The sequence below is a fragment of the Nitrosomonas europaea genome, from assembly GCF_900167395.1.
Classification (GTDB): Bacteria; Pseudomonadota; Gammaproteobacteria; order Burkholderiales; family Nitrosomonadaceae; genus Nitrosomonas; species Nitrosomonas europaea.
This window is the reverse complement of record NZ_FUWK01000029.1, coordinates 17,066-39,191: the sequence shown is the minus strand read 5'-3', so window position 1 is coordinate 39,191 and position 22,126 is coordinate 17,066. Positions and strand designations below refer to the sequence as shown.

Genomic DNA, 22,126 nt, shown 5'->3' with positions numbered 1-22,126 from the left:
TCGCTTCTTCTACACGGTTCTTGATATTGGGCTTACGTCGGTTTGCATCTATCAGAGCTTCAACACCTCCTGTTTCCACAGCTGCCTGATAGCGATAGAAAGTATCGCGAGAAAAACCCATCACCTTACAGGCACGGGATACATTGCCAAGCTCAGCTGCCAGATTAAGCAAGCCAATCTTGTGTTTAATGATTTTATGATGAACACTGCTCATGGGATTACTCCTTTACGCTTTCGCGTTTGGTTGATAAAGATTCGCACCTCTATCAAACCGGGTAATCCCACCTCTTGGCAAGACCTGCTGTCAGATCAAATCTGAACTACTACAGCTTATGAAACCTATATTATCGCAGACGCCATTAACCGTTTTACCGATCGAATCCAGGAATATGTCGAGCGTGAACGTAATTTCATCAACACAGCCAGTCATGAGTTGCGCACACCTATTGCAGCCATGTCCGGAGTGACCGAAGTAGTACTGGATCACCCCGATACCACGTCAGCCATTAAGCCTCATCTGCTTCGGTCCAGGCGCATCATCAGTCAGATGGAAGATCTGGTGGAAATTCTTCTCGCGCTTGCACGTGCTCCGGATACGCTCATCAACAATAACGAAAACATTGACGTCCGGGCAGAAATACCGGCCATTGTGGCGGATCACGAATATCTTTGTCGGGGAAAAGACCTGCTTCTAGCTGTGGAAATCGAATCTCCAATACCAGTCGTTGCACCACTTCATATCGTTCGTGTCGCAATTGGTAACCTGGTGCGCAATGCAATCGAGAACTGTGACCGTGGTGTTATCCGTATTTATTCAGAGCACCCTGGAACAATTACGATTGATGATCCAGGGTACGGTATGTCCCCAGTGGAGATAAGCAGGATCTATACCCAAATGGCTAAGTCTGGGCAATACATATCAGGAGGAATTGGCATTGATCTGATCATACGTATCTGTACCCACTTTGGCTGGAAACTTAATTTCGAATCGGTTGCCGGCAAAGGAACAAAGGCAATATTGAGTTTTTATTAAAACTGGTTCCACTAAGCCAGCGCGAGTCCGCCGGGATTCCCCCACTCTGGCGATACCCCGCAGCATACATTGACACCGGCATTATGGACTTTTTCCAGAGTACCCAGCTGATTCTCATAATCACGGGTAGTAATGATTTCACCCCCCCTCGATCACGAAAAGAACTTGCCGGGCAGTAACTTTGCTGCCCGCTTTACTCAATACACGCTGTATCACTCCACTAATGGGCGCGTTGACCGTGAATTCCATTTTCATTGACTCCAACACGGCCAGATCATCGCCCGCATTCACGCGCTGTCCTTCACTTACCAACAATTTCCATACAATGCCGGTTACATGCGTGTGTATAGCATGCGCTCCTGCCGAGATAGTAATATCAGCCGGAGCAGAACCATCTTCCAGAATTTCACTGGTGGTGTAATTTTCCTGACCTTCTGCTTTCCAGCGTTCGCGTTCGGCGATGTAAGCGGCCTTCTGCTTCGTTCTGAATGTGTCAATGGAGGCAGCATTCTCCTTCAGAAAATCGTTGTACTGTTTCAGACTGAAACGATCTTCCTCGATACGCAACGTGAATTTTCCGCTCGGAAAATCTTTGCGCATCTCGGCCAGTTCAGCTTCAGTCACGGGATAGAATCTTACCTGGTCAAAGAAACGCAGGAGCCAGGGTTTGCCTTCCCTGAAATCTTTTGTCTGAACATGCGTGTTCCACATCTGTACAGTACGCCCGACTAACTGATAACCCCCGGGGCTTTCCATACCATACACGCACATATAAGCGCCGCCGATACCCACCGCATTTTCCGGTGTCCAGGTGCGCGCCGGGTTGTATTTGGTGGTGACCAGACGATGTCTGGGATCGACAGGGGTGCCGAGTGGCGCCCCCAGATAGACATCCCCCAGCCCCATAACCATATAACTGGCATCGAAAACGATACGTCTGACCTCATCGATGCTGTCCAGTCCGTTGATACGGCGGATAAACTCGATGTTATCCGGATTCCAGGGCGCATCCTTGCGCACCGATTGCATGTATTTCTTCATCGCCAGCTGGACGGACGAATCGTTCCAGGATAGCGGCAGATGAACGATACGTGTCGGCACCTCCACATTTTCGATGGCAGGCAACTGTTTTTCTGCAGTGATCAGCGTATCCAGCAACCGTTTACGTGGCAATAATTTTGCGTCGAAACGGATATGCAGTGAGCGAATGCCGGGAGTCAAATCTATAATTCCCGGCAGATCACCACTTTCTACAGCCTGCTGCAACCATTCCATCAAAACATGGACACGGAAACGCAGGTTGAAATCGAGCATCATCGGCCCGTATTCCACCAGCAGATTCCTGTCTCCACCCTGCCGGTAAACCACCTGCACTTGCCCGCTACTCTCAGGAATAGTGTGCAAAATCGGGCTTTCAGTAGTTGCTGCCACTTTCGCGCTGGTCGATACCGATGCTGCCTCTGGCAAACGCAAGTCACTGATGAGCGCATCTTGAACTGCTTCCAGTGTTGCAGCTTCGCCAGCTGATATCCGGCGGAAAGTGATACGGTCACCCGGGCGCAGCTGTCCCATTTTCCACAATTCCGCATGGACAAGGGTCACCAGGCAGACAAAGCCCCCCAGACTGGGACCATCCGGACCGAGTATCACCGGCAGATCCCCGGTGAAATCCACCGCGCCGATGGAATAGGCAACATCGTGAACGTTAGAAGGATGCAATCCAGCTTCGCCGCCATCGGTACGCGCCCATTTGGGTTTCGGGCCAATCAAACGCACCCCGGTACGGTCGGAATTATGATGCACCGTCCAATCGGCAGCAAAGAAATTGGCAACCCCCTCTTCCGTAAAAAAGTCCGGCGCACCATGCGGCCCGTACAATACAGCGATTTCCCAGTGATGGGTATAGTGCGGAATGGATACCTGCGGTAATTCGCGCGGTGTATAACCATCATGCTTACCTGCCACGACATTCAGCACGTCACCTGCCTGCAGTATGCGTCCTTCATGTCCGCCAAATTGGCCCAGCATGAACGTAGCCTTGCTGCCAAGGTAGTCTGGTACCTGAATACCACCCTGAATTGCCAGATAAACCCGGCTACCCTGACCCAGTACATCACCGAACGCAAGTAGTGCGCCTGCTGCAACCTCGTGCGATTTCCACTGAGCCAGTGGTTTCCCGTTCAGATTTACTTCGATTGGCGCGCCTGTCACCGCGATGACAGTGTCACAGTTGATGCGCAAGGTTGGCCCGGCAAAAGTGATCTCGATCGCAGCCTGCCCTTCTTCATTACCTGCCAGACGATTGGCCAGTCTGAACGCCAGATTGTCCATCGGTCCCGAGGGTGGTACGCCGATATTCCAGTAACCCCGTCTTCCCGGATAATCCTGGATAGTCGTTTGTATTCCCGGAACGAGCACATCGATGGTGGGCGCAGCTATCTTGTTCGTATCCAACGTTTTTTCAGACATCGTTATCTCCATGTCCAGCGTTACGTTCAAATTCAGAAATACCTGTGTTCGATATACGGGTGATCAATTCCAGACCAGTAAGCGAACAGGCGTAGGGTTATAGGCATTGCACGGATTATTCAGCTGCGGGCAATTCGAAATCAGTACCACCACATCCATCTCAGCCCGCATTTCCACATATTTGCCCGGGGCTGATACCCCATCTGCAAATTCCAGCTTGCCTGCTTCTGTTACCGGGACATTCATGAAGAAATTGATGTTGGCTGGAACATCTCGCTTGCTCATGCCGAGCCGCTCACACACCGGGTCATGTGCCAGGGCATATAGAAAGCTGTCCCGGCAACTGTGCATCGGATATTTATCGAGGGCATAGCGCGTAGTATTGCTTTCTGCTGCACAAGCGCCGCCCACCGTATCATGCCGCCCGCAGGTATCCGCCGTGATGACGAGCATGACATTGCCGAAATTGGAATACAGTTTGCTGCCGGTCGTCAGATATAGACGGTGCTGCCGACGTACCGTATCGGTGGCACTGTAACGTTCCATTGCATCATGTGCGTTGTAAAACAGCGTATCCACCGCCTGATTACCCTCGAGATCGACGATACGAAATATCTGTCCCTTCTTTATTTCCTTGACCCAAGGTTCGCCTGCGTCACAGATCTCGTTTATGACTGCATGATCAGGATTCAGTGTACTTTCAACCAGGTTTTGTGCGCTCATTTAACACCTCCATAAGCATAAAGACGTCGGGTATTTTCCAAACCACGTGCATTCTCCGCGATATGTGCACAGGCTCCTGTTACTGCAGGTGTCGACGGAAACACTGCCAGGTTAACTGCACCGGGACGATAGGTTGCTGCCGGATCGAGCGGATGTGGTGCAGCGGACAGCACCACCAGTGTATCCATTGCAAACGCCAGATCCACGTGATCACCCGCTTTGCTGTGACTGACATGAAACTGCAGCTCCCCGACAGAATTGGCCGTCACTTTGCTGAAGAAATTGATGTTGGAAACCACGTCACGTCTGCCCAGGCCCCATTTCCCCAACTCGACCAGCATCCCGTCGAGCCCGTTACGGTACATATCATTACGAAGCTCCTGATACCGGCCCGTACCGTATTTCTGCTGTATCAGCTCAGCATCGCTCAGGCCACATACGGTATCGTGCCAACCGGCAGTATCTTCGGTGATACAGCAGAAAATCCGTCCCATATCGGAATGGCAGGCGTGCCCCTTGGTTAAACAGAAAGTATGTTGGGTCTTGAGCGTATCAGCCATGTTGTAACGCTCCAGCTTCTCTTCCAGGTTGTAAAATAACACTGCGGCGTTGGCCCCGCCTGACACATCTGTCAGGCGCAAGGTCGTTCCCCGGCGCACGACACCAGACCAGTGGCTGCCACCGGGGAGATGTGTTTCCCAAAGATAGGTCGTTACCTGATTCATGTTTTACCTCCTCATCATCATTGGACTTCAGTTGATAACCGTACAAGCCAACCGCTGTAAACAGAGTTTCTGCCAATCTACTTCTGCAGATCGTCCGTGACAGTACCGCTCAGAGCCCTCTTCATCCGACGCTTGTGGCCCATCTGCACGTGCAGCGTCGTCAGAGCCAGTATGGTGCCCAGCACCAGAGGTACCGCCCAGAGCTGCCACCATGGCGCTCCGGGGGCTGCCACATATTCCCGCGGCCAGCCGATATTGATCAGTTCGAATAATGCCCAGACAAAAGCCACGGTGTTGATCACCAACCCCCATCTTCCCAGCCTGAACGCGCCCAATGCAGGATTCCACCGCCCCATCAGGCGTGCGTATAGACCAACGCCCGTGGTCATGGAAAACATGGCGTACAGGCCACCGGTACCGAAAGCGATAATGGTTGCAACGGCCCCGTCATTCAGTCCGAAAAGCAACCCGAGACCTGCCATGAGCACGGTCCCGCCGATTGCATTGCGCGGCAGTTGCGTTTTTCTTGTTACCTGTGAAAAGAAAGCGGGCAAATTACCTTCACGCGCCATCGAAAAAACGATGCGTGAAACGTAATTGACCACTGAGGATCCGCAGGAAAGAAAGGCTGTCATGACAATCACCAGAAACGGTTTTGCGGCCCAGGCTCCGATCGTGCTGGTAATGATCGGCGAGATAGGGTCGGATGTAGCGCTGGCCTCGACCAGCGTATCGTGACTGATCGACAACGTTAGGGCAGAGGAATTGAAGAGCACTACACTGCCTACTGCCAGCAGAGACAAGAAGATTGCACGTGGAATCATTCTTTCGGGATTGTGTGCTTCCTCAGCAATAGTCGAGCAGGAATCAAAACCGATGAATGCCCAGCCTGCGATGGCCAATGCTGCCAGGAAGGCAGTCAGGCTGGTGGGTGCAAGTCCCGTGCCCAGATGTTGAAATAACTCCGAAACCGGATAGATTCGAAAGAAGAAAAACAGGACCAGTGCCACACATATCGAACCCAAGACTTCAGCACTGACACCCAGCAGATTGATTACCTTGTAAACTTTCTGATTTACTATGTTGACTGTGGTGCAAATCAACAGGAATACAACTCCCCACAGGACTGCCGAGGCTCCCTGTATATCTCCTCCCACAATCACCGCGGAAAGCCACATTCCACCCGTATACGCAGTCGTAGTCAGCATGGCGATCGTCGAACTGACATAAATGGCCCCGGCATACTGCCCTGTTCTGGGCCCGATCAGATGCCGGGACCATTTATAAGCCCCGCCTGCAATGGGAAATTGTGAGGAAAGCTCGGCATAGACGGTTGCTACCATGAGTTGCATGAACAAACTCAAGATGAGTGCGGCAATCCACCCCCCTCCCGTCACCAGATTCTGGACTCCGAAAATAGCGTATAACCCTACTACCGGTGACACGACCGAGAACCCCAGCGTGAAACAGTTCCATACGCTCATGCTGCGACGAAGCTGGCCTGTTTCGTGAATGATCTCGCCCCCTGCTTCGGCTTCACCAGCCGATCTGTTATTGATCGCAGAAAAAGGACCTTTCTTTTCGTCTACCGGCATACTGGTTCCTCCTTGAAAATTAAGGGCGCTATATGCCAACAGGAGGCAATGGAATCTGCTGCCGGAAAACAATACCTGACAGCAAGAGATATCAGCTCGAAAGTGCTGCTACTGGAAAAATGGATATGTAACCGAACGCCAACAGGCAAATGGCAATCGGCTATCGATGAAAAAGGAAAAACATGAGGAAAATCTGGATTCTGAACTGCAGCGCACACACGCGATAGTTTTTCCACTCTGGCTCCCGGTAGTTAATGTATTGAACATAACCTCCCGGGCTTTTATCCCTCCGTGGAACCCTGCTGGCAGGGCCCGAAACTCTCGGACCAGTCACTTTCCCTGGGAAAGCCGGAACCCTAGTTTCGTGAAACGACTGTGCTTCTGATGCCTTATCTGCCTAGAGACATGGCCTAGCTTCAACCATCACAGATAAAACATGGTGATAATTATATACACCGGAATTTTTGAAAGACAAGAAAATATTATTGTTTCAGAAAAGATCAGCTGCCTATAAAATGGCACATATGTTTTGATTACGGCCAGCAGCACCGACATCATCGGCATCGACTGTACTGGTGGCTGATTGAAATTACTTCAGGCTAGGGTTCCGGCTTTCCCAGGGAAAGTGACTGGTCCGAGAGCTTGAGGCTTCGTCATACGAAGCTCCACGGAGGGATAAAAGCCCGGGAGGTTACATAATGCCAATGCATTATTGATTTCTGTCATTTCCTGACTCCTGGAGATTCGTTATATGTACTATCTGCTTACCTGCTTCTATCTCCGGCTTTACACCACGTTTCCTGTATTCCCCGCCCACGGCCCACCCTCTACGGGAAGCGAAGATCTGTATTTTCCATCGACTTTAAAAAATCTGTATTCGTTTCCGCTGGCACAGTCAGCATGTATCACAATATGGCCTGCTTGATCAGGTAGCACAGTAAGGGGAATTTATGTTTACAAAAGTTCTGATCGCCAATCGGGGCGCCATTGCCTGCCGTGTTATCCGTACTTTGCATCGGATGGGCATCGGGAGTGTGGCTGTTTTTACGAAAGCTGACGCGCTATCACGGCATGTGCTGGATGCTGATGACAGTATTTGTATCGGCGATGGACTTGCCAGCGAAAGTTATTTGCGTGCCGATAAAATACTGGAAGTTGCACACCGCACCGGTGCTCAGGCAATCCACCCGGGGTACGGATTCCTCAGTGAAAATGCTTCATTTGCCGAGCAATGTGCCGCAGAAGGGATTTGTTTTCTGGGCCCCACTCCTGAACAGATACGCACTTTCGGTCTGAAACATACTGCCCGTGCGCTCGCACAGCAACTCGACGCGCCGATGCTGCCGGGTACCGGATTATTGGAACACCTCGAAACCGCCTGCGAGGAAGCACACCGGATCGGTTACCCAGTCATGCTCAAAAGTACGGCAGGAGGGGGGGGGATCGGTATGCGCTTGTGCCGCAACCGGCAAGAGCTGATTGATGCCTATGAGTCTGTCAAAAACCTGGCACAAAGTAATTTCAGTAATGCCGGCTTGTTCCTGGAAAAATACATCGACCAGGCTCGCCATATCGAAGTACAGATTTTCGGCGACGGCCGTGGAAAAGTGATTGCATTAGAAGAACGTGATTGTTCCATGCAGCGGCGCAACCAGAAAGTGATCGAGGAAACACCAGCACCGGGTCTGTCGCCAGCAACCCGTAACGCGTTACAGGAAACAGCCATACGCCTGGGAGAATCAGTTCAATACCGATCTGCCGGCACAGTGGAATATGTCTACGACCCCTCGGTCGATCGGTTTTATTTTCTGGAAGTCAATACCCGCCTGCAGGTGGAACATGGCGTCACCGAGATGGTGACCGGCATTGATCTGGTCGAATGGATGGTGCTGCTGGGTGCCGATGCTTTACCGCCACTGGAATCATTTACCATTCAACTGCAGGGAGCTTCCATACAGGCTCGTGTGTATGCGGAAAATCCAGCCAAGAATTTTCAGCCGGCCAGTGGTTTGCTGAGCGCTGTCGAATTTCCGGAAACTGCACGGATTGAAACCTGGGTGGACGCGGGTTGTGAAGTATCGGCCTTCTATGACCCAATGCTCGCTAAGATCATCGTTCACGCCAGCAATCGTGATCAGGCCATCGACCGTTTGATCGCCGCATTAGACAAAACCACGCTCTACGGCATTGAAACCAATCTGGATTATCTCAGGCAGGTATTATCCGGAACGGTATTCCGCAGCGGGCAGGTCAGCACCCAATTCCTTTCCGGGTTTCACTACCAACCGCATACCCTGGATGTACTCAACGCCGGTGTACAGACGACAGTGCAAGATTACCCGGGCAGAACAGGCTATTGGAACGTAGGAGTACCTCCATCCGGTCCGATGGACAGTCTGGCTTTTCGTCTGGCCAATCATCTGGTTGGAAACCCCGATGACTCGGCGGGATTGGAAATCACGCTGGCCGGGCCAACGTTGAGATTCAACTGCAACAGTCTGATTGCAGTATGTGGAGCACCCATTGATGTCTGGCTGGATGGTGCCCCCCTGGAACAGTGGCGATCTCACTTCATCAAAGCAGGTTCGCTGTTACGATTCGGTAAAATCCGTCAGTTTGGCAGCCGATCCTGCCTGGCCATCAAGGGTGGGATTCAGGTACCGGATTATTTGGGCAGCCGCTCCACTTTTACACTGGGGCAGTTCGGCGGGCATGCCGGACGGGCGCTGTGCACCGGGGATGTGCTGCATATCCTGCCAGCAGAAGATACTGAGCCAAGCATATTGCCCTCCGAAAACATTCCCCACTACACCAGCCGGTGGGAAATCGGAGTCCTGTATGGTCCGCATGGTGCACCGGATTTCTTTACCGGGGCTGACATCGATGAATTCTTTACCACCGACTGGAAGGTGCATCACAATTCCAGCCGTACCGGTATACGCCTGATCGGCCCCAAACCACAATGGGCACGCAAAGACGGAGGTGAAGCCGGCCTGCACCCCTCCAACATCCATGACAATCCCTATGCGGTCGGTGCGATCGATTTTACCGGTGATATGCCCATCATCCTTGGCCCGGATGGCCCCAGCCTGGGAGGATTTGTCTGTCCTGCTGTGATCGTACAGGCGGAATTATGGAAAACCGGTCAGCTCAAACCTGGTGATAGCGTGCGTTTTCACCCGCTCACAGCGGAACAGGCGCTGAAGCTGGAAAAGCAACAGGACAAGATGATCCAGCAGCTGGATTCCTTCACTCGCGTACCACCCGATATTCCTGCTTCCCTGGTTGAGCCGAGTGATCCTGTACTGCATCGGATTCCGGCAAATAACGGGCAGGTACAAGTGGTTTACCGACAATCCGGGGATAAATATCTGCTGATCGAGTATGGCGAAGCGGTACTCGATATCGCACTGCATTTTCGCGCACATGCCCTGATGGCCTGGCTGCAGCACTGTGTTGAAAAAGGCGATCTGCCCGGAATTCTCGACATGACACCGGGCATTCGCTCTTTGCAGATACATTTCGATTCGCGGCTTCTGGATCGTGACCATCTCCTGAATAAACTCATTACCGCCGAGAAGGATTTACCGGCAAGCGACGATATGGAAATGCCTTCGCGTATCGTGCATTTACCCCTTTCCTGGGATGACGCTGCCACAAAACTTGCCATCGAAAAATATATGCAGTCAGTCCGGCCGGATGCACCCTGGTGCCCGAGCAACATCGAATTCATCCGGCGTATCAACGGACTGGACAGTATCGATGAGGTCAAACGTATCATTTTCGATGCCAGCTATCTGGTCATGGGGCTGGGAGATGTCTACCTGGGCGCCCCGGTGGCCACGCCGATCGATCCGCGCCATCGGCTGGTCACCACCAAATACAACCCGGCACGCACCTGGACACCCGAAAATGCAGTCGGAATAGGAGGAGCCTATCTCTGTATTTATGGTATGGAAGGTCCCGGAGGATATCAGTTTGTCGGAAGAACAGTGCAGATGTGGAATCGTTACCGTCAGACTCGGGACTTTACCGCCGGTAAACCCTGGCTGCTGCGCTTTTTTGATCAGATCAGGTTTTACCCTGTTTCTGAACAGGAGCTGCTTGAGTTACGCCACGACTTTATCACCGGGCGTTTTACACTTCATACCGAAGATACCGTTTTCAGTCTGCGCAACTATCATGCATTCCTGCATCAGCATGCAGACAGTATTCAAGCATTCAAAACCCGTCAGCAAAAGGCTTTTGAGGCTGAACGCGAGCGCTGGAAGATCGGGAACGTACAGGAAGAAAACAGTATCAGCGATGAGGGTGAAGGCGTGCTTGATAAACCCGGTATGCAAAATGCACCTGATTTACCCGACGGAGCATACGCCATCAGTTCAGATGTGACCGGTACTGTATGGAAACTGCTGATCGAAACCAGACAACTGGTCAATGCCGGAGATCCGGTCATCATCATCGAATCCATGAAAATGGAAATCACCCTGAGTGCACCGGTCAGCGGGATCGTGAAGCAGATCAGCTGCAGACAGGGTGATTATGTATTTTCCGGCCAGATGCTGCTGATCGTTCAGGAAGAATAAGGGCTGCTGAAGGCGGGTGATGTCAGCTTGAGTGTAAGCTTTTGCCCGATGGAAAGCTGATCACTTCCCTTGTTCCATAAACGGATCGTTTTGATATCGATACCGTAGCGTTTGGCGATAGCGTGGAGCGTATCACCCTTTTTGACGGTATAAACGATGCGTTCTTCCGATGATTGAGAGCGCCTCGTAGCCGGTCGTGCCGGTTGTTTGAGCTGATAGTGTGCAAGATAGGTCATTTCTCTTGCACTGCTGCCGTCACGTGGCACCAGCAATATCTGGCCTTTTTTCAGAGTAGCACGTTCAGAAATGCCATTGATCTCAGCCAGCCGGGCAACCGGGATACGATACCGGCTGGATAAGTCGCGCAAGGTTTCCGTTTGCTCAATCTGGTAAATTCGCCACGACACCAGTGACTTGTCATAATTTTCGAGGTTGTCCACGAAAGTTTTGACTTTGGTAACGGGCAGCAACAGTGTCCGTGGAGAATCTTCGGCCTTGATGAGGGGTCTGTGATAGGCCGGATTCAACGCATTGAATTCGCTTTCTGAAATTCCGGCAAGCCGAGCGGCCAGTTGTACATCGATCTGCTGGGTGATCGTGATCTGTTCGAAATAAGGCCGGTTTGAAATGGGCTTCAGCTTGATGCCATAGCGGCGAGGATTGGCAATGATATTTCTGATGGCGATCAGCTTGGAAATATAGTTTCTGGTTTCAGCCGGAAGCCCGATTTCCTGGTAGTTGACAGATTTATTACCTCCATGACCTTCGTCGATCACTTTCTTCAGTGATCCCTGTCCCCAGTTGTAAGCAGCCAGTGCCAGCTTCCAGTTTCCAAACATTTTGTAGAGCATCTGCAGATAATCCAGCGCAGCCTGGGTAGCCGCGATGATATCGCGCCGTTCGTCATGCCACCAGTTCTGCTCCAGCCCGAACGCTTTTGCCGTCGAGGGAACAAACTGCCACAACCCCGCAGCATGCCTGTGAGAGTAAGCATCCGGATCAAACTCGCTCTCGATGATCGGCAGCAGCGCAATCTCAGCCGGCATGCGCCGACGTTCCACTTCTTCGATGATGTAAAACAGATAACGCTGACTACGTCCAACAATATGATCTATGAATCGCTGATTTTTACTGAAATTGCTTTCGTGCTGCCGTACTTCCTGGCTTTGAATGTTCGCCAGGGAAAATCCGGCTCGTACGCGCATCCATAGATCATCCTGCTGCTTGTGTGGTGGTACCTGATACTGTCTCGTATCCAGTACAGTGATACTTATATTTTTTTCTAAAGTTCTGCCGGCTTGCACCGTAACAGAGAGAGAAGCCAATACTACTGCGGCAATCAATACTAGTGAGGTATTCGATTTTGTCTTCATCCTGAATAAAATGAACGGTTCGCTCGCATAATTGATTTTCTGAAAATAAAAAAGGCTGGTCACCTGTATTTTTTAATTTTAAAGTGAACCAGCCGGCCCGTTGTCATTCTACATGATTTTATCGATCGGCAATCGATTGATTAACACCGTTAATCCCAACTTAATACGCCCCCTGTCTGATACTCGATCACACGCGTTTCAAAGAAATTCTTTTCTTTCTTCAGATCGATCATTTCCGACATCCATGGGAAAGGGTTACCCGCTTCGGGGAACAATGGATCGAGGCCGATCTGATGGCTGCGACGATTGATAATGAAACGCAGATATTCCTTGAACATCGGCGCGTTCAAACCGAGCACGCCGCGCGGCATGGTGTCTTCCGCATAACGGTATTCCAGTTCCACTGCCTTGCGCATCAGGGCGCTGATTTCCTCGCGGAATTCCCGGGTCCACAGATGCGGGTTTTCAAGTTTTATCTGGTTGATGACATCGATGCCGAAATTGCAATGCATGGATTCATCACGCAGGATGTACTGGTATTGCTCGGCCGCCCCGGTCATCTTGTTCTGCCGGCCGAGTGCCAGAATCTGTACAAAACCGACATAGAAAAACAGCCCTTCCATGATGCAGGCAAACACGATCAGGCTTTTCAGCAGTTGCTGGTCGGTTTCCAGTGTACCTGTCCGGAATGAAGGATCGGTGAGTGTATCGATAAAAGGAATCAGGAACTCATCTTTGTCACGTATCGACCCGATTTCATGATAGGCATTAAAAATTTCACCTTCATCCAGGCCGATTGATTCGACGATGTACTGATAGGCGTGCGTGTGGATGGCTTCCTCGAACGCCTGTCGCAACAAATACTGGCGGCATTCAGGGTTGGTAATGTGCCGATAGGTCCCCAGCACGATATTGTTGGCTGCCAGTGAATCGGCCGTGACGAAAAAGCCGAGGTTGCGTTTGACGATACGGCGTTCATCCTCGGTCAACCCGTTGGGATCTTTCCAGAGAGCGATATCCCGCGTCATGTTGATTTCCTGCGGCATCCAGTGATTGGCACAGGCAGATAAGTATTTTTCCCACGCCCATTTGTACTTGAACGGCACCAGCTGATTGACATCCGCCTTGCAGTTGATGATGCGCTTGTCTTCCACGGATACCCGACGATGATCCTCTGCCGGTATTTCCTCGTCCAGCACCTGCCGCTCAGCAATCATTTTGTTGGCCATCCCTGCTTGTGCGCTCGTGCCTGCCAGGATATTGCCCGGCTGAAATACTTCATCTTCAAAAGTCAGCATGATGTTGCTCCTTGGGTTCTGGTGGTGGATTGTTCGATACTTACTGGCATGCTTCACATTCCGGATTGTCGATTGCACATTGCTGCGGGGCTGAATGAGCCAGATTGCCCGCATGCGCTTCGTGCTGCGCGGGAACTGCATTCAAGGTACCGGTATGAACCGTCGATTTTTCGGCAGTGGTTGCCCCCAGCGCGCGCAGATAATAGGTCGTCTTGAGTCCGCGCAACCAGGCAAGCCGGTACAGCTCATCCATTTTTTTGCCGGAAGCACCTGCCATGTAAAGATTGAGCGATTGCGCCTGGTCGATCCATTTCTGCCTTCTGGATGCTGCTTCGACCAGCCATCGAGGATCAACTTCGAACGCCGTAGCGTACAGGTTGCGCAAATTCTCCGGCACCCGGTCAATCTTGCTGACCGCTCCATCGTAATGCTTGAGATCGGCGATCATGACTTCATCCCACAAGTCCTGCTTTTTCAGATCATTTACCAGCCACTGGTTGACGACCGTAAACTCTCCGGAAAGATTGGATTTGACATACAGATTCTGATAAGTGGGTTCGATACTGGCGGAGACTCCAATGATGTTGGAGATCGTCGCAGTCGGTGCAATCGCCAGGCAGTTGGAATTACGCATGCCGTACTGTCTGATCCGGTCACGCAGAGCATCCCAGTCCTGCGTGGATGAGGTATCGATTTCCACATGGCCGCCGCGCTCCTCACGCAACAACTCCAGCGTATCCTGCGGCAGAATGCCACGATCCCACAAACTACCCCGGTAAGTGGCATAGGTGCCACGCTCTTCAGCCAGTTCAGTGGAAGCCCAGTAGGTATGGTATGCAACTGCTTCCATCGACCTGTCAGCAAATTCGACTGCTTCCGGGGAAGCATAGGAAATGCCCAGCTTATGCAGACAATCCTGGAAACCCATGATCCCCAGCCCGACCGGGCGATGCCGGAAATTAGCATTGCGCGCTTTTGCCACCGCGTAGAAATTGATGTCGATCACATTGTCCAGCATACGCATCGCTGTCGTAACCGTCTGTTTGAGCCTGGCCTGATCCAGTTTGCCATCGACGATATGGGCCAGCAGGTTGACCGACCCTAGATTGCATACGGCAATTTCCTTTTCGCTGGTATTCAGCGTGATCTCAGTACACAAATTGGAGCTGTGCACGACGCCGACATGATTCTGCGGTGAACGGATATTGCAGGGATCCTTGAACGTAATCCACGGATGCCCGGTTTCAAACAGCATGGTCAGCATCTTGCGCCACAATTGCCGGGCCGGGATACGCTTGAACAGGGTCAGCCTGCCTTGTGCCGCCTGCTCTTCATAGGCGATATAGGCTTCTTCAAATGCTCTGCCGAATTTGTCGTGCAGATCCGGCGTATCGGAAGGTGAAAACAGCGTCCATTCCTGATCTTCCTGCATACGCTTCATGAACAGATCCGGCACCCAGACGGCAGTATTCATGTCATGCGTTCGCCTCCGGTCATCCCCGGTGTTTTTACGCAATTCCAGAAATTCCTCGATATCGAGATGCCAGGTTTCCAGATAGGCACAAACCGCTCCCTTGCGCTTGCCGCCCTGATTGACTGCCACTGCTGTATCCGATACCACTTTGAGAAAAGGCACCACCCCTTGCGACTTGCCATTGGTTCCCTTGATGCGCGCACCCATTGCCCTGACCGGCGTCCAGTCGTTGCCCAGTCCGCCCGCAAACTTCGATAGCAGCGCGTTTTCCTTGATGGCTTCATAAATGCCATCGAGACTGTCCGGCACAGTGCTCAGATAGCATGAGGACAATTGCGAGCGCCGTGTACCCGAATTGAACAGGGTGGGTGTCGAGCTCATGAAATCGAACTTGGACAGCAGGTGATAAAACTCGATGGCGCGGGCTTCACGATCGATTTCGTTCAGCGCCAATCCCATGGCAACACGCATGAAGAATATTTGCGGCAGTTCGATACGCCGTTCGGAAACATGCAGAAAATAGCGGTCGTACAAGGTCTGCAGGCCAAGGTAGCCAAACTGCAGATCACGATCGGCAGCCAGAGCTTCTGACAACCGTGCCAGGTCAAACTGTCCCAAACGTTCATCCAGCAGCCCGGCCTCGATCCCTTTCCGGACAAACTCCGGGAAATATTCGGCATAGCGCGATTGCATGGCCTCATGGGCAACTTCTTCACCCAGGACTTCATAACGGATGTTATCCAGCAAAAGCCGTGCTGTCACAAAACTGTAGGCAGGCTCTTTCTCGATCAGCGCACGGGCAGACAGGATGGCAGATTTTCTGACTTCCTCGGCAGGCACACCATCGTACAAATCCTTGAGCATCGATTTGACGATCAGCGCGGCATCGACCGTATTCCCCAGATTTTGGCAGGCTGATTCGATACGGGCCATCAGCTGGGCCGGATCGAGCGGAATCTTTTGCCCGTTTTCCACGACATGCAACACAGCCACCTGACCGGAAGCCGGCTGGGCTGATTGCTGCCTGGCCCGTTCACGCGCCCGCTCCTCACGGTACAACACATACGCACGAGCGATATCATGGTCACCCGAGCGCATCAGTGCCAGCTCGACCTGATCCTGAATATCCTCGATATGAAACGTACCACCTTCCGGCCGCCGGCGAGTCAGGGCATGCACGACTTCTCCGGTCAGTTGCGCCACGATCTCACGCATGCTGGAAGAAGCAGCACTCTGCCCGCCTCTTACGGCAATGAACGCCTTGGTCAGCGCGATGGAAATCTTGCCCGGCTCAAATGCCACCACGGCACCATTGCGGCGGATGATCTTATACTGGGAATAATTCTGCCGGGTCGCCGGCAAATCGGTCATCTCTTCCAGAAAATTTTTCTGCTGGACGGGAGAGGAAGAAGGGAGGTCTGTGGCAAGCTGCATGGTCAAATTCTCCTGTACGACGATGGTACTGCTGATCGAAAAATGGTCGAAAATCAAGTAGCTGGGAAGGAATTGGCTGAACACTGCTGGACACCTGAGAACACAATATATTGTGTTTGACAGGATAAAACAATGGTACCTGTTGTGAAATGCTATTGTCAACAGCAGATAGATTTTTGTCATGATGCTAGGGTTTCCGGGAGGAGTTCCCTATAATCAGAATATCGCTATCCGGGAAGGTTCGTTATGCACCCAAGTCAATGGAAGCTGCTTTCGAGCAGACGCTTTTTACCCTTTTTCGTTACCCAGTTTCTGGGTGCATTCAATGACAATGTTTTCAAGAATGCGCTGGTCATTCTGATTACCTACACCACCATGGACAACGCGGGCCTGAGCCCGCAGATCATGGTCACGCTGGCGGCCGGTATTTTCATCCTGCCGTTTTTCATCTTTTCCGCTACTGCCGGCCAGCTGGCGGATAAATGGGATAAGGCACGGCTGATCCGCCACGTCAAATTCGTCGAAATCATTCTGATGGGAGGCGCGGCGGCGGGGTTTTATCTGGATAGCGTCATACTGCTCATGATGATTCTGTTTCTGATGGGCGCCCAGTCCGCTTTCTTCGGGCCATTGAAATACAGCATCCTGCCGGACCAGTTGCGTGAAGATGAGCTGATCGGCGGCAATGCACTGGTCAGTGCCGGAACATTCATTGCCATTCTGCTGGGGACGATCATAGGCGGGTTGCTCATTCTGGCCGAGCAGGGAGGGGCGATCGTATCCGGCATAACGATCGGGATAGCGCTGGCCGGCTGGCTGTCCAGTCTGTTCATTCCCCCGGTCCGCCCGGCAGCAGCAGATACGATCGTCAACTGGCATGTGCTTGAAGAAACGCGCACCCTCATCCGGCAGGCACGTGAGAACACCACGGTGTTTCACGCCATTCTCGGAGTCTCGTGGTTCTGGCTGTTTGGCGCGACATTTCTGTCACAATTTCCCACCTTCGCCAAAGAAATCATTGGTGGAAATGAACAGGTGGTTACGCTGTTCCTGACACTCTTTTCGGTGGGAATCGGTATCGGTGCGCTGCTGTGCGACAAACTGCTCAAAGGTGAAGTGGCCGCAACTTATGTTCCTTTAGGCGTACTGGGCATGACGATCTTCACCATCGATCTGTATTTTGCCAGTACATCATTCACACCTGCAGCGAATGGAACACTCATCGGCGTGCTGAATTTCCTGGAATCATTCGCCCACTGGCGCATTTTGCTGGATCTGCTGGCCATCTCGATCTGCGGCGGCCTCTACATCGTGCCGCTCTATGCCATCGTGCAAAACTATACGAAACCCTCCCACCGTTCGCGCGCCATTGCCGCCAACAACATTATGAATGCCCTGTTCATGGTGGTTTCCGCAGCGGGTATCAGCGTAATGCTGGCATTGGATTTCACTGTTTCTGAAGTCTTTCTCACCCTCGCTCTGTTAAATGGCCTGGTTGCGGTTTATATCGCGGGACTGTTGCCGTATGAACTGGCCAGATCCATTCTGCAGTGGGGATTCCATACGTTCTATCGCCTGAAAATCAGAGGGCTGGAACATTATCGGCAGGCAGGAGAAAAAGTGCTGATCGTCGCCAATCACCTGTCGTTCCTGGATGCCACACTGCTGAGCGTATGCTTTCCCGAACGCCTGTGCTTCGCCATCAACACCAGTATTGCCCGCAAATGGTGGGTACGGCCCTTCCTGTTTCTGGCGGACACCATTGCGCTTGACCCGACCAATCCTTTGTCCACCCGTCTGCTGATCGAACGCGTCAGAAACGGTGACAGGGTGGTGATTTTCCCTGAAGGCCGGCTGACATTGACCGGGTCACTCATGAAAATCTACGAAGGCCCGGCCATGATCGCGGATAAGGCCGGGGCAAAACTGTTGCCGGTAAGCCTTTCAGGCCCGCAATACACGCTCTTCTCCAGACTGAAAGGGAAGGTGAGGATACACTGGTTCCCGCGGATCACCGTAACCGTCATGCCGCCGGAAAGCTTCGATCTGCCGGATTCGATCCGTGGCAAACGCCGTCGCCGCGCTGCCGGCCTGAAACTGTACGACATCATGACCACAACGATTTTTCAGAGCAATGTCCTGCGGCAAACTCTGTTTCAGTCACTGCTCGATGCTGCGGCCACGCACGGCAGAAAGCACGTCATCGCGGAAGATGTCGAACGCAACCCATTGAACTATTCTCAACTGATCACACGCAGCTTCATCCTGGGTATTGTTCTGCGCCGCTATACCCACACGCAGGAAAACGTGGGAATCATGCTGCCCAACATGGTGAGCAGCGTGATCAGTTTTTTTGCCTTGCAGGCTTTCGGACGTGTACCTGCCCTCCTAAATTTTTCGGTCAGCCCCAGAAATCTCATGACAGCCTGCCAGGTAGCACAGATCCGGACCATCATCACTGCACGCAGATTCATCGAAGCCGCCAAACTGACCGGACTGGCCGACAGTCTGAAAGCACAGCAGATCACACTGATCTATCTGGAAGATCTGAAACATCAGGTGCACTGGTGGCACAAACTGGCAGGGCTGGTAGCAAGCCTGCTGCCGGGAATCAGTTATCGCTATACCCATTCCCGGCGTAATCCGGATGCACCGGCAGTCGTCCTGTTCACTTCCGGATCGGAAGACGTACCCAAAGGCGTGGTGCTCAGCCATACCAACCTGCAGGCCAATCGTTTCCAGGTATCCGCCCGGATCGATTTCGGCCCGACTGACCTGGTATTCAATGCACTGCCCCTCTTCCATTCCTTTGGATTGACAGGCGGCATGCTGCTGCCGGTACTGTCCGGTATGCGGGTCTTTCTGTACCCGTCTCCTCTGCATTACCGCGTCATTCCCGAGCTGATCTACGACACCAATGCAACCTGCTGTTCGGTACTGATACTTTCCTCGCCGGTTATGCGCGCCATGCCAACGCCTACGATTTTTACAGCGTTCGTTACGCATTTGCCGGCGCCGAAAAATTGCGGGAAAGCACACGCAGACTGTGGTCGGAGAATTTTGGTGTGCGTATCTTCGAAGGCTATGGCACAACTGAAACTGCTCCGATCCTCAGTTTGAACACCCCCATGCACAACCATCCCGGATCAGTCGGCCGCCTGCTACCCGGCATTTCCAGCAAACTGGAACCTGTTCCGGGAATCACGCAAGGGGGCAAACTACTGGTATCCGGCCCGAATGTGATGCTGGGCTACTATCTGGCAGCCAACCCCGGGATGGTCATACCCCCTGTCGAGGGCTGGCATGATACCGGCGACATCGTTGAAATCAACGAAGAAGGCTACGTTTTCATCAAAGGGCGCGCCAAGCGGTTTGCCAAAATAGGCGGGGAAATGATTTCACTGCCGGCCATAGAAGAATCGATCCATCAGCTGTGGCCGGACTACAGCCATGCTGTCATTCAGATTCCCGATGCCAGAAAAGGCGAACAGCTCGTTCTGATCACAACCCGCCAACCGGCGGACCGCAGCGAAATCGTTGCTTATTTCAACCAGAATGGCCTGGGAGAACTGGGAATACCGAAGAGCATCCTGTACATCGACAAGCTACCGCTGCTCGCTACCGGAAAAACCGACTACGTATCACTGCACGAATGGGTGCTGCAACAACCCGATCTGTGATTGCATTTAAGAAGCGGCATACAGGTGCGCTATCCGCCTTGCTACCTTGGGTAAATTGAGAGCGCTGTCTTTTTGTCAAACTATACGGCTGACGGAAGTACAGCAGAGATCGTCGCTTCAAAAGTGGTCGTTCAGATGCCCAACGCTGGGGTTAAACGGCTGCGCGTAGCGCCATCCGCTTGAATGAATTGTTAGGACCCATGCTATTCAACGACCCAGGGCCCGTCAGCAAACCTGGCACAGAAAGCTTCTGGACCACGATAGTCGTCTGGATGCAGCGAAATAAAAAACTCACCGAAAGCAAAGCGAATGACCAGTCTATCCATGGAGCCAACGATCGACTGTACGGTTTGGCCCACAAGGCTGCCAAAATCAGGGAACGAACTATAGGTTGAATATGCGGAGAAGTCGCAGCGAGAGAATCGTAGCTCTGCGGACCCCGAGGCGATCTCTGCGCTCAGGAGTGTCATGCCAATGAGACGGTCGAGAGGCTTGGTCATGGACCCTAACGCCGAAAGTTAGGCGCCACCCTACACTCGCTCCCATGAAGCGACAGGCCCTGGCTGCGGATGGAACAATGGATGGCAGATCGGTGAGGCAAGATCACTCCAACGGGCATGCACGATTGGGCTGCGAGTAGCCAGTTTGTGCTGCAAGTGGTTCCATTCATGTGAAAGTTGTCCGCTATTGACTAATATGAGTTGCACTGAACAAACTGGCCCGATTTTGGATGAATCAAAAGTATAGCCGCGCTCCGTGGCTTCTGCATGAATTGCTGCGAGATAGAAATTGATTGCGAAGTGAGGCTGAGGGTGCGCTTTGAATCGTTCCAGTTGCGGATGATTTGTGTAGCCACGGGTTTCTCCGCGAAGAACTGCTTTTGCAAGCAGTGATTCACGCCACAAGGCGACAAGACCTTGAGGATCGAGATATTTGGGGTGAAGTGACCAAAGACGCATATTGTGGTGTCTAACGGGCCGCGAATTGTGCGACACTGCGCGGCTTTATCGCGCAGCGTCTGCGTTGACCGCCGGGTTAGCTTTCTGTATGAGGAAATTTACCTCCGGATTTAGCCATGGCCCGAAAATTGAAAATGGACTCGTAGTAACTTGCTGCAACCCGAACTGCGCATGTAAGAGGGCTTGTAACTTACGATAGTCAAACCCCATATGTTCGTGGTGGAAGGCGAAACCAGGTGTAATTTCCGACACAGGCCGGTCTTTTGGTGGAAAAGACAACGCAGCGAGTAAAACATTTTTGATTGAAGCATCGAATGTATTGAAACGGCGTGACATGCGAAAAATGCCCTTGTATAAGGCTGGAATCCCAATTTCTACCGGCACACCGATAACTGCATTGCCGTTATCAGTCAGTAGTCTATCGAATTGTCCTAAAGCATCTTTTGTTTCTTTTTCTGGAAGATGTTCAAAGACCTCAAGGCAAAAAATAAGCTCTACTGAACCATCAGATATTTTTTCTAGATCACTACAAAAACTGATCTGTGGCAAGTCGGCCAAATTTTCCTTTGCCTCGGCCATTAGGGAAGGAGTTGGTTCGTAGCAAAATTGCAATGCAATGAGTTTGCATAACTCGCCATTTCCAGCACCAAAATCGAGAATACAGTGGGGATCCCCCCCCCGCATCAGCAATGCGAGATGCAACGACAAGCCTACGTGACTGAAGCCAGCGTTTAATAGCGTTTTTGTCTTTGAACGTGATGTCTGCGTAGGTCATAA

The 22,126-nt window shown here is 52.1% G+C and carries 12 protein-coding genes, 2 pseudogenes and 2 riboswitches; of the genes and pseudogenes, 3 read left to right on the top strand and 11 right to left on the bottom strand.

The genetic code is table 11. From position 1 onward, the window contains the following. The coding region (locus tag B5D58_RS09625; protein ID WP_143779565.1) for a helix-turn-helix domain-containing protein at positions 1 to 214 on the bottom strand (214 nt) is incomplete at its 3' end. Positions 215 to 343: 129 nt separating this feature from the next. Between B5D58_RS09625 and B5D58_RS09620 the strand changes: the two genes are divergently transcribed. Continuing rightward, positions 344 to 1,033 (top strand): sensor histidine kinase, encoded by a 690-nt coding sequence (locus B5D58_RS09620; protein WP_307777401.1) that lies wholly within the window; start codon positions 344 to 346, stop codon positions 1,031 to 1,033. A gap of 9 nt (positions 1,034 to 1,042) precedes the next feature. On the opposite strand, the pseudogene B5D58_RS14165 reads toward B5D58_RS09620, so the two are convergent. The 5 genes and pseudogenes from B5D58_RS14165 to B5D58_RS09600 all read right to left on the bottom strand — a co-directional run. Then, positions 1,043 to 1,176, bottom strand: a pseudogene (locus B5D58_RS14165) (biotin synthase BioB); the annotation flags it as partial. Next, positions 1,172 to 3,502, bottom strand: a complete 2,331-nt coding sequence (locus B5D58_RS09615; RefSeq protein WP_050731285.1) for a 5-oxoprolinase/urea amidolyase family protein — start codon at positions 3,500 to 3,502, stop codon at positions 1,172 to 1,174. The gene B5D58_RS09615 and the pseudogene B5D58_RS14165, both read right to left, overlap by 5 nt. Before the next feature lie 63 nt (positions 3,503 to 3,565). Beyond that, the gene (locus B5D58_RS09610; protein ID WP_011112887.1) at positions 3,566 to 4,225 is read right to left on the bottom strand and encodes an urea amidolyase associated protein UAAP2; all 660 of its coding nucleotides are present in this window, start codon (positions 4,223 to 4,225) and stop codon (positions 3,566 to 3,568) included. Then, positions 4,222 to 4,950: an urea amidolyase associated protein UAAP1 gene (locus B5D58_RS09605; RefSeq protein WP_011112888.1), complete on the bottom strand. Its 729-nt coding sequence runs from the start codon at positions 4,948 to 4,950 to the stop codon at positions 4,222 to 4,224. Before B5D58_RS09605 ends, B5D58_RS09610 begins: the two co-directional genes overlap by 4 nt. Before the next feature lie 77 nt (positions 4,951 to 5,027). Beyond that, positions 5,028 to 6,545 (bottom strand): APC family permease, encoded by a 1,518-nt coding sequence (locus tag B5D58_RS09600; RefSeq protein ID WP_011112889.1) that lies wholly within the window; start codon positions 6,543 to 6,545, stop codon positions 5,028 to 5,030. A gap of 268 nt (positions 6,546 to 6,813) precedes the next feature. Beyond that, positions 6,814 to 6,916, bottom strand: a riboswitch (guanidine-I (ykkC/yxkD leader). A gap of 217 nt (positions 6,917 to 7,133) precedes the next feature. After that, positions 7,134 to 7,237: riboswitch (guanidine-I (ykkC/yxkD leader) on the top strand. 258 nt (positions 7,238 to 7,495) lie between these two features. On the opposite strand from B5D58_RS09600, the gene uca reads away from it, so the two are divergent. Then, positions 7,496 to 11,131 (top strand): urea carboxylase, encoded by a 3,636-nt coding sequence (uca, locus tag B5D58_RS09595; protein WP_011112890.1) that lies wholly within the window; start codon positions 7,496 to 7,498, stop codon positions 11,129 to 11,131. Here the strand turns inward: uca and B5D58_RS09590 are convergent. The 3 genes from B5D58_RS09590 to B5D58_RS09580 all read right to left on the bottom strand — a co-directional run bounded on the left by B5D58_RS09590 (position 11,119) and on the right by B5D58_RS09580 (position 16,710). Further along, a complete protein-coding gene (locus B5D58_RS09590; RefSeq protein ID WP_234989054.1) occupies positions 11,119 to 12,456 on the bottom strand; it encodes a transglycosylase SLT domain-containing protein in 1,338 nt (445 codons plus the stop codon). The two genes, uca and B5D58_RS09590, sit on opposite strands and share 13 nt — an antisense overlap. 197 nt (positions 12,457 to 12,653) lie before the next feature. Next, positions 12,654 to 13,802 carry a ribonucleotide-diphosphate reductase subunit beta gene (locus tag B5D58_RS09585; RefSeq protein ID WP_011112892.1) on the bottom strand — a complete coding sequence of 383 codons (1,149 nt, stop codon included), beginning with the start codon at positions 13,800 to 13,802 and terminating at the stop codon, positions 12,654 to 12,656. A gap of 40 nt (positions 13,803 to 13,842) precedes the next feature. Next, a complete protein-coding gene (locus B5D58_RS09580) occupies positions 13,843 to 16,710 on the bottom strand; it encodes a ribonucleoside-diphosphate reductase subunit alpha (protein ID WP_011112893.1) in 2,868 nt (955 codons plus the stop codon). A 246-nt stretch (positions 16,711 to 16,956) separates the two neighbouring features. Between B5D58_RS09580 and B5D58_RS09575 the strand changes: the two are divergent. Then, positions 16,957 to 20,390: pseudogene (locus tag B5D58_RS09575) on the top strand (acyl-[ACP]--phospholipid O-acyltransferase). A gap of 530 nt (positions 20,391 to 20,920) precedes the next feature. Here the strand turns inward: B5D58_RS09575 and B5D58_RS09565 are convergent. Both B5D58_RS09565 and B5D58_RS09560 read right to left on the bottom strand, forming a co-directional pair. Then, positions 20,921 to 21,349, bottom strand: a complete 429-nt coding sequence (locus tag B5D58_RS09565) for a pyrimidine dimer DNA glycosylase/endonuclease V (protein WP_041356874.1) — start codon at positions 21,347 to 21,349, stop codon at positions 20,921 to 20,923. Between the two features lie 45 nt (positions 21,350 to 21,394). Continuing rightward, positions 21,395 to 22,033: a class I SAM-dependent methyltransferase gene (locus tag B5D58_RS09560; protein WP_143023746.1), complete on the bottom strand. Its 639-nt coding sequence runs from the start codon at positions 22,031 to 22,033 to the stop codon at positions 21,395 to 21,397. Positions 22,034 to 22,126: the final 93 nt, after the last annotated feature.